The sequence below is a fragment of the Methanolacinia paynteri genome, from assembly GCF_000784355.1.
Lineage (GTDB): Archaea > Halobacteriota > Methanomicrobia > Methanomicrobiales > Methanomicrobiaceae > Methanolacinia > Methanolacinia paynteri.
In genome coordinates this window covers 19114-33305 of record NZ_KN360943.1, presented here as the reverse complement: position 1 = coordinate 33305, position 14192 = coordinate 19114, and the positions used below count along the sequence as shown (strand labels likewise).

Annotated in this window: 16 protein-coding genes and 1 tRNA gene; 7 read left to right on the top strand and 10 right to left on the bottom strand. The window is 43.4% G+C overall.

Annotated elements, in window-relative coordinates; genetic code table 11:
• Together METPAY_RS15575 and METPAY_RS14475 are read right to left on the bottom strand one after the other, a co-directional pair.
• On the bottom strand, window positions 1-392 hold a 392-nt coding region (locus METPAY_RS15575; protein WP_048153126.1), incomplete at its 3' end, for an inorganic phosphate transporter.
• Window positions 393-465: 73 nt separating this feature from the next.
• Complete coding sequence (locus METPAY_RS14475; RefSeq protein ID WP_084600897.1) at window positions 466-2220, bottom strand: PAS domain-containing protein; 1755 nt, start codon at window positions 2218-2220, stop codon at window positions 466-468.
• A gap of 101 nt (window positions 2221-2321) precedes the next feature.
• On the opposite strand from METPAY_RS14475, the gene METPAY_RS13015 reads away from it, so the two are divergent.
• The 3 genes from METPAY_RS13015 to METPAY_RS13005 all read left to right on the top strand — a co-directional run bounded on the left by METPAY_RS13015 (window position 2322) and on the right by METPAY_RS13005 (window position 4581).
• Window positions 2322-3257: a PPK2 family polyphosphate kinase gene (locus METPAY_RS13015; RefSeq protein WP_245611648.1), complete on the top strand. Its 936-nt coding sequence runs from the start codon at window positions 2322-2324 to the stop codon at window positions 3255-3257.
• Between the two features lie 88 nt (window positions 3258-3345).
• Window positions 3346-3419, top strand: a tRNA-Val gene (locus METPAY_RS13010).
• A gap of 436 nt (window positions 3420-3855) precedes the next feature.
• Window positions 3856-4581 carry a TIGR02391 family protein gene (locus tag METPAY_RS13005; protein WP_048153002.1) on the top strand — a complete coding sequence of 242 codons (726 nt, stop codon included), beginning with the start codon at window positions 3856-3858 and terminating at the stop codon, window positions 4579-4581.
• 92 nt (window positions 4582-4673) lie between these two features.
• On the opposite strand, the gene METPAY_RS13000 is transcribed toward METPAY_RS13005, so the two are convergent.
• The 3 genes from METPAY_RS13000 to METPAY_RS12985 all read right to left on the bottom strand — a co-directional run bounded on the left by METPAY_RS13000 (window position 4674) and on the right by METPAY_RS12985 (window position 6441).
• On the bottom strand, window positions 4674-5228 hold the full coding sequence (locus tag METPAY_RS13000) for a hypothetical protein (RefSeq protein ID WP_048153001.1): 555 nt from the start codon (window positions 5226-5228) through the stop codon (window positions 4674-4676).
• Between the two features lie 639 nt (window positions 5229-5867).
• Window positions 5868-6062, bottom strand: coding sequence for a hypothetical protein (locus METPAY_RS12990; RefSeq protein WP_013329885.1), 195 nt, complete (start codon window positions 6060-6062; stop codon window positions 5868-5870).
• A gap of 148 nt (window positions 6063-6210) precedes the next feature.
• Window positions 6211-6441: a hypothetical protein gene (locus tag METPAY_RS12985; RefSeq protein ID WP_157199093.1), complete on the bottom strand. Its 231-nt coding sequence runs from the start codon at window positions 6439-6441 to the stop codon at window positions 6211-6213.
• A gap of 178 nt (window positions 6442-6619) precedes the next feature.
• On the opposite strand from METPAY_RS12985, the gene METPAY_RS12980 reads away from it, so the two are divergent.
• The 3 genes from METPAY_RS12980 to METPAY_RS12970 all read left to right on the top strand — a co-directional run bounded on the left by METPAY_RS12980 (window position 6620) and on the right by METPAY_RS12970 (window position 9747).
• Window positions 6620-7939 (top strand): MFS transporter, encoded by a 1320-nt coding sequence (locus METPAY_RS12980; RefSeq protein ID WP_048152998.1) that lies wholly within the window; start codon window positions 6620-6622, stop codon window positions 7937-7939.
• Between the two features lie 143 nt (window positions 7940-8082).
• The gene (locus tag METPAY_RS12975) at window positions 8083-8280 is read left to right on the top strand and encodes a hypothetical protein (RefSeq protein WP_013329882.1); all 198 of its coding nucleotides are present in this window, start codon (window positions 8083-8085) and stop codon (window positions 8278-8280) included.
• A 33-nt stretch (window positions 8281-8313) separates the two neighbouring features.
• Entirely contained in the window at window positions 8314-9747 is a 1434-nt protein-coding gene (locus METPAY_RS12970; RefSeq protein ID WP_048152997.1) for an aldehyde dehydrogenase family protein, read from the top strand.
• Here the strand turns inward: METPAY_RS12970 and METPAY_RS12965 are convergent.
• From METPAY_RS12965 to METPAY_RS12955, 3 genes are read right to left on the bottom strand one after another with little or no spacing between them, the layout of a single operon-like run.
• Complete coding sequence (locus METPAY_RS12965) at window positions 9744-9974, bottom strand: FeoA family protein (protein ID WP_048152996.1); 231 nt, start codon at window positions 9972-9974, stop codon at window positions 9744-9746. The genes METPAY_RS12970 and METPAY_RS12965 overlap by 4 nt on opposite strands.
• A 59-nt stretch (window positions 9975-10033) precedes the next feature.
• Window positions 10034-10573, bottom strand: coding sequence for a hypothetical protein (locus tag METPAY_RS12960; protein ID WP_157199092.1), 540 nt, complete (start codon window positions 10571-10573; stop codon window positions 10034-10036).
• Window positions 10574-10609: 36 nt separating this feature from the next.
• Window positions 10610-11146 (bottom strand): hypothetical protein, encoded by a 537-nt coding sequence (locus tag METPAY_RS12955; protein WP_157199091.1) that lies wholly within the window; start codon window positions 11144-11146, stop codon window positions 10610-10612.
• 117 nt (window positions 11147-11263) lie between these two features.
• Between METPAY_RS12955 and nifB the strand changes: the two genes are divergently transcribed.
• Complete coding sequence (gene nifB, locus METPAY_RS12950) at window positions 11264-12172, top strand: nitrogenase cofactor biosynthesis protein NifB (RefSeq protein WP_048152993.1); 909 nt, start codon at window positions 11264-11266, stop codon at window positions 12170-12172.
• Between the two features lie 40 nt (window positions 12173-12212).
• On the opposite strand, the gene METPAY_RS12945 is transcribed toward nifB, so the two are convergent.
• Both METPAY_RS12945 and METPAY_RS12940 read right to left on the bottom strand, forming a co-directional pair.
• Complete coding sequence (locus METPAY_RS12945; RefSeq protein WP_048152992.1) at window positions 12213-13397, bottom strand: cytochrome c biogenesis protein CcdA; 1185 nt, start codon at window positions 13395-13397, stop codon at window positions 12213-12215.
• Window positions 13398-13416: 19 nt separating this feature from the next.
• The gene (locus tag METPAY_RS12940) at window positions 13417-14118 is read right to left on the bottom strand and encodes a DUF4013 domain-containing protein (RefSeq protein WP_048152991.1); all 702 of its coding nucleotides are present in this window, start codon (window positions 14116-14118) and stop codon (window positions 13417-13419) included.
• Window positions 14119-14192: the final 74 nt, after the last annotated feature.

Genomic DNA, 14192 nt, shown 5'->3' with positions numbered 1-14192 from the left:
CTTCCTATTCCGGCTGCGGCTACCGCCGATCCGGTAAGCCCTCCGATAAGTGCGTGTGTCGAGGATGAAGGGAGACCGAACTTCCATGTTATAAGATTCCAGGCGGTTGCACTCAGGATACCGACCGTCATAACGTATACCGTTGTCATCCCCGAATCTATGGTGAAAAGTTCCGAGATGGTAAACGCGACCGCCGTTCCGCCGAGCATCGCTCCCAGGAAGGCGAAAAATGCCACGAAGATGATCCCCTTCCTTGGGCTGGCGGATTTGGAAGCGATAAACGTCGCTGCAATAGCGCTTGCATCCTGAAAGCCGTTGGTAAAGGTAAAGAAAAATGCCAGCAGGACTGAAATTATGATTATTATCAGCGTATTTTTTGCCTCCTGTACCAAATCCGGGCCTGGTCTTCCCTGTTGCCTTATTTTGTCTGCTGATTAAAATTAGTTCGCCCGTATATAATAAGGTTTAAAGATCCGGATTCCGGTGCCTTGTTCGGCACTCAGAATACATCATGTCGGGGATCGTTATTTCGAACTTCGCCCCTTCCCCGTAACAGCCTGTCTCGTGTATTTCGAGTCCTGTTATCGAAAGGATTTCCCTGATTAAAAAAAGTCCGAGGCCGGTGTTTTTACCGAACCCCTGCCTGAAGATCCTCTCTTTGTCTTCATCAGGAATGCCCCTGCCGTCGTCCTCGCAGATCAGTTTGATCCCGTGGGGTATTTTTTCGAAGCAAAAGGTGATCTTTGAGATGCTGCCCCCGTGCCGGATTGAATTGTCTGTAAGATTGTAGAATACTTTTTCGAGTAGAGGATCAGCAAAGATTTTCAGATCTCCGCAGCGGTTTTCGATCTCAATATCGCCATGCCTCAGCATCTTTGATGTATCTGCAATCAGGGCGGAGACGTCCTGCCATGCCGGAGTGTTGACACCGACATCCTGGTAATCCCTTGTAAATAAAATCTGGTGATAAATGGTGTCAGCAGCCTTTCTTTCTTTTTCGAGGTAAACTTTCAGAGTTTCATCCTGGCAGCCCGTTGCTGATAGATCGAGGTATCCCAAAAGAATGGTCATCTGGTTGAGGATATCGTGCCTGGTGATGCTGTTTAAAAGGTTCAGTTTTTTATTTGCCTCTATCAGGCTCTTTTCAGTCAGTTTCTGTTCTGTTATATTTGTGGAAACTATGGTCACTGCTACGACTTCACCGGTCAGTATATCCTTAACCGGGCAGAACCTTCTTGTAAAATGCGATTTACCCGATTCATACTCGTCCCTCAGGGTCTCTCCGGTATTGAAAACCTCCCCGATCATCGAGGAGAACTTCTCGGTTTTGCCCTCGGGATGAAATTCCTCGTAATTTCTTCCGATGAACAGATCTTCGCAGCTTATCCCGAGGACCTCCATGTGGTGCCTGTTGATCGAGAGATACCTGCCGTCGCCGTCGACGATATATGACGAAATATCCTTTTCGGAAATATCTGCATCATCACAGATCTCGCTTGAGGTAATGCTGGCGGCGATGATCCTTTCGTCATTGATATCCCTCACGGGGGTGAATGTTCTCAGGTATTTCTTCCCGTTCTTTTCATATTTTTCTTCGATCTTTTCTCCTGTGGAGAAAAGGCGGCGGACATTCCCGGAAAAATTCCCTGTCTCTTCATCTGTATGAAAATCGTTGTAGCTCCTTGCTTTGAACAATTCGGCCGATCTTCCGATCCTTTCAAGATGCTTTTTATTCATGAAGAGATAGCGGCATTCCCCGTCGACCATATAGATTGAATCGTCCATCGATTCAACCAGTGATTTGTATCTTGCTTCGTTAAGATTTTTGTCAGGATTTTTTTTCCTGTGCATCAGGATCTCAGGGATTATTTTTTCCAGTTTTTCCACGGTTTCTGCGGGATTTTTGTCGTTGATAAAAATATAGTCCGGATCAGCCTGAGTTACGTCCGTATCCGTTTCTCTTTTTTCAAGTTCTGTAAGGAAGATAAACGGGGCGTCCTTCCCGGAGTCCTGGAACTCTTTAATAAATCCGGGTCCGCCAATCTCAGGAATTGTAAACCCGGAGATGATAAGCCTGTAGTCTTCCTGAAATATCCTGTTTCTTGCTTCTTCAATGGATGTACAATGATCGGGTTCGATGATCTCCCCGGATCTCTCAATAATTTTTTTAATAATATTCTGTAATTCCGGATTTTTACAGATAATTAGCAAATTTTTCAAAAATTAATCACCGCGTTTTTATAATAGGATAATAAAAATTGTATCTATTGAATTATAAAATTGTTTCAACTATCATGTCCTCTTAAAAAAAGTGAAATATTGTGCCTGCATATTTGATATTCAACGGGGAGAAGTCTGTGCTGTCAGAAAAAATTATTGAAAAATTCAGGATCGAAAAAGGCCGGAAAGTTACGCTTAAAGATTACGATACCGGATGGAAAGTGAATGAAGAGATAGCGTACTTCCAGAAGGATGCGGTCAAAGACAAGGCTAAGGATATTCTTGAAAAAAACCGCGAAGACCTGGCACGCGGGCAGTCTCTTTTGTGGGCGAATAACACCTACTCCCTCCTTGTAATTATACAGGGGATGGATACGGCCGGCAAAGACAGCCTCATCAAGCATGTAATGTCAGGCGTAAATCCACAGGGCTGCAGGGTGAGCAGTTTCGGTGTTCCGTCGAAAGAGGAGCTGGATCATGATTATTTCTGGAGGTGCAACCTCAAGCTTCCGAAAAGAGGAGAGATCGGCATCTTCAACCGCTCTTATTACGAGGAGGTCCTGATCACAAAAGTCCACCCGGAAATACTTGAAACACGCCATCTTCCACAGAAAGAGTTTGACGATGAATTCTGGAACATGAGATATGAGGATATAAATTCGTACGAAAGGCGCCTTTCGAACAGCGGAATGGTCGTCCTGAAATTTTTCCTCCATATATCCAAAGAGAAGCAGAAGGAACGCCTTATTGCCCGTTTTGAAAACGAGAGCAAATACTGGAAGATATCGCCCTCGGATATTGCGGAGAGAAAGTTCTGGGATAATTACATCAAAGCCTACGAGGATATGCTGAATAATACGAGCACAAAGACCGCTCCGTGGTATATCATTCCTGCCGATTACAAATGGGTTGCAAGGACGATCGTTTCCGATATCATCGCCTCGAAACTGATCTCCCTTCACGATTCATATCCCGCCGTTTCAGAAGAGACCCTGGAGAAGATAAAAAAAGCCGCAGATATGCTGAAAAACGAATGACTGAAAACCCGAATAATATCATTTTCGAAATGAAAATCCAACATCTTAATATATCGTAAAACCTAATTTATTGGGCAGAACCTGCAAGGGGCTCGTGGTCTAGCTGGTTATGACGTCGCCTTTACACGGCGAAGATCTTGAGTTCGAATCTCAACGGGCCCATCGTTTTTTTTATTTTTTTTAAAATTGAGGGTGTTCTTTTTTTGTTCTGAGTTCATTAAGGGTGTTATCTACGAATTTTGGTATGTTTAAGCTGCCATTCCTAATAGAATCAAAATTTATCGGGCTGATTGTAATATCCTTTTTTTCGTAAATCCTGAATTGGCTTTATTTTCAGTTTTTCTCTCTTTCCCATTTCTCTTTTCTCCTATGTGTATGAATGTGTATTTATACACATAATTTAACCTGTGAATTTAGGCTATAATAGACCATAAAAAGCAGGTTCCAAAGTTGTAAAATGTGGTTTGAAAAGAGGTTAACAAAGGCGGATTACACTTGGGAATTGGTTTAAGCCTTATTTTTGATTATGAATAAACTAAGAGGTGAATAGTCTCAATAGGGTTTTAAAAGATGATAATTAATAAAATCTGATAAAGAAATGATCGACCAATATATTGAATTGTACAGTGTGCTTAGGGACATTCGTGAAAAGTCATTTGATGCTTATAAAAAATTGAGATCTGGAGATTTAAAATCAGAGAATACAATACATGGATATATTAACAAAGATCTCATAAAATTGACCTCTATTCTTTCAGAAAACAATATACAAATAAATTTGGGTAATCTTTCACGACATGCTAAATTTAGGACAGAAAATGATTATGAAGAAATTTTATTAACTGATATTTCTCGAGTTGAAGAGCAATTAGATAAAAAACTTCAAAAAGATAAGGATACAGATAAAGATGATTTTATAAATTATTTACATCCAGTTATTATTCAGTCTTCTTTAGCATTATATCAAAGTGGATATTACCGTAATGCAGTTTCAGACTCAATTACTGGTTTATTTGATTACATTCGCAAAATAACAGGTATTAAGGCTGAAGGTTCTGAGGATGAAGGTTCTAAACTTATTGGAAAAGTGTTTGCGCTTAAAGACCCGTATTTACTTTTAAGCGATATTACCACAGAGTCTGGAAAGTCAGACCAAAAAGGATTCATGCAGATCTACCAAGGAGCTTATACAGGTATCCGTAATCCAAAAGCCCATTCTTTAGCACATGATTTGAATAGAGAAAAGGCAGCCCAATATTTAATATTTGCAAGTTTACTTGCCAGAAGAATTGATGAAGCTAAACTTGTAAAAAGAGATGAATAATCAGTATATATTATTTTTATTCCTGATAACAGGTGTTAATTTTCTGAGTCTGTATGTTCACTTGGTGTGTTATCATTTGGATCTGGTTGATTCTAAAGTTTGCCTTTACTTTTTAAATCTATAACCTCACTTTGTAAATCTATAACCTGATATTGCCGGTTGATTAAATTTTTTTGTAGATCAATGATTTGATTCTGAAACTTTATTGTTTCTTCATTCTGAGAAATAGTTTTTTGATTTTGTAAATCATCACTATCCATACTCCTAATGAAGGTAATATAAAAAAAGAGATATGCAAAAATTAATGAAATAATAAGAGTAGGGATTTCCAGATAAATATCACTAATAAAAATAATCATAAGAATCAATAATAAAAAAATTATTAATAAATCTGCAAAAACATATTTTCTTGATGATTTTTTATTAAAATAAATCCAATATTGTGATTCTTCTTTTTGAAACAACATAAGCACAAAAATAATAACTACTATTACTAAAGCCGCAATCCCGGATAATATTGCAAGATCCAGATTATTTTTATTAAAACCACATATTTCATTTAGAACTATACCAATACTGAAAAATACAATGACTAAAAAAGTGCATAAAGGAATGAGATTGAGAGCTAAATTTATTTTTTTTCCCATATTGAATGCTTTGAATTCATGAAATCATAAAACTATTCTGTATTAATGGAATCTCGTTAATTATGCTTACTTTCATCCTGCACACATTACGAGTTTAAGAATTCTGTTTAAATTTAGTGGGGGTTTAGCCTTTGTCCCATCTTAGAAGTTTTGAAAGTGCTGACATACCCCGGTTCACAAACAAAGGCAAGCCGAAAGATGATCTGGTCACAGGGGAGAATGACCCTTCCTGGCATGGGGTAAGGAGAAAGCACGAAAAAGTATAGATCATGGTGATCCGTTAATACGGGCGAAATTCTCAATTATCCAATAGAAAATTATTGTAGTGCCTCTATATAATTATTCAAGGGGTAATATGATTGAAATTAATCGTAGTGTAAAGGTATATCTTAAGAAAAACCCATCAATCAGCAAAAACGTTATTATTAAGCTTAAAATGTGCCTTGAAGAATATTTATTTGTAAATATAAACTCATGTAACAAACACGAATTGAAAGGAAACTGCAAGGGTTACTGGCGTTTACACATCCCTTATAACCATGTCGCGATTTATGTGATTGAAGGAACAAAACCAGACAGACATGCAATAGTTCTAAAGATAATGACTGAAAAAGAGTATCACAATTGGATCAAGTCTTGTTAAATGCCTAATTCTTTTTCTACATCTGAAAGTTTATAACGTGGTTCTTTCATTAATTTTTCTAATTCCTTAACTGCCGCACATTTTTCGATCGGTTTTAGTTCCCGCTCTATGGTCTTGCTTATTGATTCCCTGCCTTTTCTCCGGGACATTATTTCATTGTATATTGAATCTGATATCTCTACGGTCCGCATGTACTCTTTTATCTGTCGCCCCGAATCAAATATTTTTTGCGGTTGATCCAATCGTTGTTATTTTCAATCCGTACAGGCAGATATTTAATCCAGTCAAGGTACTTGATCGCCTTTTTACTCAGGACGATCTCAAAGTTTGAGATTTATATCAATTTCGCTGAATCGCTTTCAAAGGTGTAAAAGTGCTTGTCTCCCGGACTTTTTTTATGTCGCTGTCAATCTTTTCCACGTCCCAGCCCTCATCATACTCTGACGTTTCCATCACCTGATCCGCCATAGTCGAAATCAGTGAATCATATGACTGGCCTGCCTTCCGCAGTCTGGCAAGTTTCATCCGGGTTTCATGGCTTATCGTTATCGTTTCACCATCGGTTGCCATAAGAATATAATTTACATTGAGATGATTTTGGATTTTGCGTGAGAACATGATCCATCCATGAATCTCTTTATGAAATCCTCATCCAAAGATCCTTCTCCCTTCCCCCAAAATATTTCAAAGTGTTGCTATTCATTCCGGGAGCACCAGCTATTTAACAAAATGATCTTAACGTGTAAGGATGCAAAATTCACATATCCTCTCAATATTCAAGCAAACAAAGTTTAAACCTTCAAAATGGACGACTGCATTTCTTCTTCTTTCGTCCATGCTCATCCTCATGGGCGGTGCAGCAGTCGCTCCTGCGCTCCCCTTAATCAGCGAATCGTTCCCCGATGCTTCGGAAGCAATGGTCTCCCTGATAATCACCCTCCCTTCGCTCGCAATCGCGTTCAGCGGTTTCTTTATCGGAATTTTATCGGACAGGAAGGGAAGGCTGCCCGTACTTGCCGCCTCCCTGCTTATATTTTCCTTTGCAGGGGTTTCTGGATTTTTTCTTAATTCGCTTCCGGTAATTCTTGCAGGAAGAGTAATCCTCGGTATAGGAATCGCCGGGATTACCGTCACAACAAGTGCTCTTATCACGGATTACTATACGGGAATCGCTCGTGCAAAAATCCTCGGGTACCAGGCTGCCTCTATGGGGATAGGCGTCCTGATCCTTGAGACCAGCGGAGGAATACTCGCCACAATTTCATGGAGAATGTCGTTTTTAATCTACCTCATCGGCATCGTGATCCTTGCCGGTGTCCTTGTGACGATGAGAGAGCCGCTGAGGGAACCGGAACAGATCCACGATGCAGGTTCCGGTAAACCCACTGAAAAAGCTGAGAATCCTGTACAGGTTTCCGGGAAGAAAACAGGATATACCACTCCGGTTTTTGAAATCGCTCTGGTATATGCAACTTTGTTCCTGAGCATGATCATGTTCTTTTTACTGCCGACAAAACTGCCGTACCTGATAGCCGATATCATCAACACCGCCGGCCCTGTACAGGCCGGAGGAATATTTTCGAATCATGCACTTCTCAGCGGCCTTTTCCTGGGACTGATGGGTTTTGTCTCGGCACTGGCAGGGATATTTTACTGGAGAATTACCGCCAGTATGCACAGGGTATCCGTTCTTGCACTCTCTTATATCCTGCTTTGCCTGGGATTTGTCATGATGGGTTTATCGGGTTCGCTGCTCCCGGCGGGAATAGCAGTAATAATTATCGGTGCGGCAAATGGCCTTATCATACCCACGCTCCTGAGCTGGCTGATGTCGGTTACTCCGAGGCCCATAGTCGGCAAAGTAATGGGTGGATGGTCCGTATCCCTGAACACCGGTCAGTTCTGCTCATCCCTGGCTGTAGTCCCTGTCTTTGCGGTTGTAGGATCATATGCAGGCCTGTATGCATCATTCGGGATCCTGGCCGGATTGATAGGAGCGTTTTATCTTGCACAATACCTGAGACTGAAGATGTCATCAACCGGAAAGCCTGCTGTCCAGCGAAATTAGGATGATCACATCCCCCTTCGCATTTTTTTTAATAACCAGGTTGCCGGTATCCTTTTGATCCGGGATCAGAATATTTTGCGATCAACAGTAAGATCCGAACGATACCGCCAACCGATAAATCCCTGAAAAACAATTATTATTCAATGTTCTTTGAGGAAAGAATCGAGCTCATCAAATTGTTCATCTCCGTTCTCGTGGCCCTGGCTGCGGGAAATATGATCAACAGCATCCTTGGCGACACTCTGTCATTTATCCTGGTCTTTGCCGCTGTCATTGTAATTACATATTATATCCTGGGCTTCATTGAATCGTTCTTTGCCGGAAAACGGAAACATGAATGATTGATTTTTAATAGATCACGGTGATTATGGATCATGAATGCCCGGGAATTCATATTATGCGGCAAAAGAAAACGGAGCGACAGGCATCTCGATGTAATAAATCCATACACCGGCGATGTCTTCGACCGAATCTGCCTCTGCGGGGAAGAAGAGATCGAAGAAGCTATAGCCGGCTCTAGTGAGGCGTTTAAGGAAACATCGGCTCTTGCAGGTTACGAAAAGATGCGGATTCTTGAAAGACTTGCGGAACTGATCGGGGAGAACAGGGAAAAATTTGTTGAGATTCTGATTAACGAAGGAGGAAAAGTCAGGTCGCTTGCCTCTGCCGAGGTCGACCGTTCGATAGAGACGATAAAGATCTCCGGGGAGGAGGCCGTAAGGCAGACCGGAGAGATCATCCCGCTTGACCGGACGGAAGCCGGAAGAGGCTACACCTGTTTTTCCCGGCGATTCCCGGTAGGAACCGTCCTTGCAATAACTCCGTTCAATTATCCCCTCAATCTTGCATGCCACAAGATCGGCCCTGCAATAGCGGCCGGAAATCCGTTTATCCTGAAGCCGGCCTCGAAGACACCGGTGTCCGGGCTTTTGCTCGGCGAACTTGTTCTTGAGGCGGGTTATCCAGCCGAAGCTGTAAGCGTGGTCCCCTGCGAGTTCCGTCTTGCGGAAAAGATGGTTCGTGATGAAAGAATCGCATTCCTGAGCTTTACCGGAAGCCCCGGTGTAGGATGGCACCTGAAGAGCATCGCCGGAAGAAAGAAAGTTTCCCTTGAACTCGGCGGAAATGCCGCAGCAATAGTTCACAGCGATGCCGACTTGGAACATGCCGCATCAAGGATCGCAACCGGCGCCTGCGCAAATGCCGGACAGGTCTGTATATCGGTGCAGCGGGTATTCGTTCAGAATGCTGTCTTCCGGGAATTTCTTGAAAGGTTATCATCAGCCTTTGAATCGCTGAAAAACGGAGACCCGGATAAATCAGATACATTTGTCGGACCGATGATATCGGAAGAGGCGGCCGGGGAGGCATGGCGGAAGGTTCAGGCGGCAATTTCGGGCGGTGCAAAGATCATATCCGGCGGGAGATATGACGGAAAGACGATCTCACCCACAATTATTACAGATGCGACACCTGAGATGGAGATCAACTCGACGGAGATCTTTGCACCGGTAGTTACGGTCACTCCTTATGAAAAATTCAGCGAAGCCGTGGATCTGGCCAATAATTCAGTATACGGCCTTCAGGCGGGAGTGTTTACCTCCGATATCGGGAATGCGTTTTATGCATATGAAAAGATCGAGGCAGGCGGGGTGATCATCAATGATATTCCGACATTCAGGGTCGATTTAATGCCTTACGGCGGAGTCAAAATGTCCGGGTTCGGGAGAGAAGGGCCGGCATATGCACTGGCAGAGATGACGGAACAGAAAATTATGGTAATCAGACAAAAACCGGTCGCCGATTAGTCTTTTTCCACCTGCATATGAGAGGCAATCTCCCGTTTCATGACGATTTCCATCCGGCCGCTTTCGGTTTTTATGATACACGGCCCTTTTGAGGAGTCTTTGGTCAGAACCTCGATCATTATCCCGGGATACAGACCCATGCATTCCGATTCATTCCTATATCTCGATATTTCCGAGATCTTACCTTTTTCTCCGGCCGAAAGGTCGCATAATTTTTTTAAAACCATTTAGGTCCCCCCTTAAAAATAAGATTTCTCATTTCCTGTTTCTTTTCCATCCGTATCAATCATTGCCTTGTTCCGGTCTTCTCGATAATTGCACCGTAGTTGTAGGGTCTCGCTATGTTCAAAGAACCCTGAACGGAATCCGTCGGCAATTCAGCACCCGCATTCACTTTGTTGTTCGGGTAGACCACGCTTGCAACCCTCTTGTAGGGAATGCCGGCGTTGATCACGTCGTCCGATGTCTTCGGGTCGAAACCATAGGGAACATCTGCATAATTGTATGCAAAAAGCGTTGCCATGAGCTCGGATCCGGTTCCGGTTGAAGGAAGAGTCGATGAATCGTAATGGACAAAAACATTCAGCGTATTTGTTCCCGTTTCCGTTGCATCTACCGTGATCTTTATCGAAGTAATGTCATCCCCGATAACCCGGACAGGTTCGGTCACAGCGTAAGTAGGCATTGCAGTTACTGCGGCAGTTGGTGTTGCGGTCTCAGTAACAGGAGCAGTCGTATCAGGATTGTAACTTTGCGTGGAGGTGCAGCCGGCAAGGAAGATCCCCGCTCCCAGTAATGCTGCAATGATAATGATCCTTGTATCCATAATGAAAAATCACGTTGAAATAAAAAAATTTTTTGTTTAGGCTTCTCTTAGGACGACACCGTATACGTAGTAGTCATTGGTATCGAGCCTCATGCCGCTGTCCGCATTTGTCGAGACTTCAGCTTTTCCCGGGTATAAGTTGCTCGGGAATACCTGTATGTTATTAGTTTTGTAGGGAATTCCCGCAGAAATAATATCGTTGTACGAATTTACCGTAAAGCCGTCTTCCACTTTATCGGGATTGTATGCATATACAGTCGCAAGGACCTTCCATCCGTTCTGGCCCATTGCAGTTCCCATCGAGGTCAGATTAAGGTCGTACTTTATCAGCAGGGTTCCCGAATCCACCACGCTTGCGCTAATATCGACATCGATCCCTGACGGGAGATCTTCGTCGATCGAGTATTCTCCTGAAGAGCCGCCTGCCGGCATTTTGGTCGCTGTTGCTGTAAGAACCGCCGTGGGTGTAGCGGTTCCGGTGGCCTCTCCCGCTCCGTTGTCGGAACACCCCGCTGAAAATACAGTGAGAATTGCGGCAATGACCATTATTGCTATTATCCGAATATCTGCCATAAGAGTAAGATCTACTTTTGCTCTAATAATACTGACGAGTATAACCGGTATTTAGTACTGTAATAGATCTTTCATTACGTTTTTTACCAATCAGGTAGACATCTATTTGGTTTTGACATGAGCGATGACGGATATCCGACTGTTTTTATTGAGGGAAAGGAGATCCCTTATGACCCCGAACAGTTGAGGAAGATAAACGAGCATCCCTGCTACAGCAAGGAGGCATGCCATAAGTCCGGGAGAATGCACCTTCCGGTTGCTCCGAAGTGCAATATACAGTGCAATTATTGTGTAAGGAATTTCGATTGCGTAAACGAGAGCAGACCCGGGGTTTGCAGCGAAGTCCTGAAGCCCGAGGAAGCGGTAAAACTCGTGGGCGAGGTCCTCGACAAGTATCCGTATATAAAAGTCATCGGAATAGCCGGTCCCGGCGATCCTCTTGCAAACGAGGAGACATTTGAGACGCTGAGACTCCTGAAGGAAAATTATCCCACACCTATCAAGTGTCTCAGTACAAACGGACTCCTGCTTCCGGAAAATCTCGACCGTCTCATCGAATACGATGTAGGAAATATTACAGTCACCCTTAACGCAGTGGACCCGGCAATAGGCGAGAAGATCTATTCATTCGTCGAGTGGGAGGGTAAGAAACTTCACGGGCGTGAGGGTGCTGAAAAACTCCTGTCCCAGCAGCTCAAAGGTATCGAGATGGCTGTTGCGAAGAAGATCCTCGTAAAAATAAATACGGTATTTATCCCGGGAGTAAACGACCATCATATCGTCGACATTGCAAAGAAAGTCGGCGAGATGGGAGTCTTCACCTTCAACCTGATCCCTGTTATACCGCAGTATAAATTCAGTGATGTGACCCCGCCGACACCAAAAGAAAAGCGTGAGATGCAGGACAAATGCTCTCCCTTTGTCCGCCAGATGAGGCATTGCCAGAGATGCCGTTCGGATGCAATCGGCAAACTCGGCGAGGATATCCAGGACTGTATCTACCAGTCGAGGCATGCTGAAGAATAGGCAGGCGGGATTATTCTCTTAATCCCTTGTCATTTCTATTTTAGAACAGATATCCGGCAAGAATATACAGGCCCATTGCAATCAAAATGAGGCCTATTCCGATCTTTAATAATTTTTTATTCGAATCTCTCCAACTGTCCACTTTTTCAGGTGAAAGCCCGAAAGCTACTGCAAGTATTATTGCGACCAGCGGGACTATGAACATAAGGTTGTATACCAGGAGATACGGAAGGCCTTCGTAGAATGTCATCTGGGAAGAGAGGAGACCGAGAATTGCGATGTAGATCCCGCCCGTACATGGCAGTTCGAAAAGTCCCACCATCATCCCGAGTACGAACGCGGCAGGGATGGATGCTCTCTCCATTATCTTCTTTATAGTAGGTCTCTTTGACACCGGGATGCCGGGAGATACCGCATTCCCTTCCCATATGCCTCCGGTAAGGGTGATTATTCCTGCAATAATCGCAATGATCCCTGCGGCAATCGAAAAAATGCCTGAGAAGCCTGAATAATTTATTATTGTCAGGATTCCGAGCCCTGCCATTATATAGAACAGGAATACCGCGAAGGTGTATACAAGACCGCCGAGGAGGATCTTTCTTCTTGAATTCAGGCTCGAGAGGGTTGCAAGAAGCAGAGCGAGAACGGATAAGGCGCACGGATTTATTCCGTCGGCAAGCCCGGATAGTATTACCAGCAGCAGCGAGATCTTTCTGTTGTCGTCCGTTGCTGTTACGTTGGATGCTTCAGATGGCGGTGACCGGGCGGACCACAGTGAAGATTCATATTCGGCATCAGGGATATGCCCGTTTTTATGAGCTTCCAGAACTTTTCTAAGGTAAAGTTCAATCTTGCTTTTTCCTTCGAGAACTGTGCTGTCACCTGTAAACACCACCGGGTACGCAGGGTATTCAACTCCGTATTTTTCCCCGAATGCCAGCATTATAGTTCTGTTTTCATCAGAACCGTACAAATCAAAATAATTGAAGGATATTTCCGGGTATTCCTTTGTAATTTCGATTATCTCGGGCACTACTTTTTTGCAGGCGCTGCAGCTGTTGCTGTAAAAGACCGTTATAGAATTGTTCGACTCTTCAAGGAGCCCGGAAAGCCGGTCCTGGAATTCATCTTCCGTTTCTTCAGCTGCAACAACAGGCTGTATGAATAAGAGCAGTATGAATAACGCCAGCAGAAATGCAGGTAAAATTCTCCATCTTCCTCTCATGGCGTTTAAAAAAAGTATTTCAGGCTGATTCGCCTGCGTCATAGATGTTTGTCATGTATTTTGCAGCGAATACGGACCATGCGGGAAGAATCAGCAGCATGACAAGTATTCCCAGTGGGAGAAGCAGGATGTTTATTGCCGCGATTATCAGCATTAAAATCAACCCGAGTATCCAGAGAAGGATGACGTATCCGATGTACCCGAGCCATCCGACACCGCCTGAGATCTGCTTGTTGATTGCACCAAAGCTGAAGGCTTCGCCGATTTTGCCCGTTTTTCCGAAACGAACAAGTCCCATCATGAGGAACAGCGAGAGTATCATGAGCACAATCAGGAGGATGAACAGAACAGTGATTATACCTGTGACCAGTTCAATTACTCCTGCCATATTCCCATCCAAAATTATCGTCGTCATCTCTGAAAATGACAATATAGTGAAAAATCCGAGAACAACCGCTACGATAATCGCCGGAATCATGTAGAGTATTGCTATGATGTTGTACTTCCATCCGTCAACGAACAGTTTTCCCCAGCGATCGACCTCGGGGAGTGTTTTTTCTCCGGAATAGATCCTTACGATGTACCCGTTGAGGACCGGAATGATGCATAATGTGATCCCCTGGATTAATGCAAGAACAATAACCAGGATCCATTTTGTAAAGTTGCCCAGAAGACCTTCTTTTGCATAAGCGAAGGCATCTCCAATAATATTATTCGCCATTTATACCACCATTAGTACAATCTAAAATCGATCTGTAAGGATTTAAGTCATTCGTCTTATTGTCTTAAAAAAAG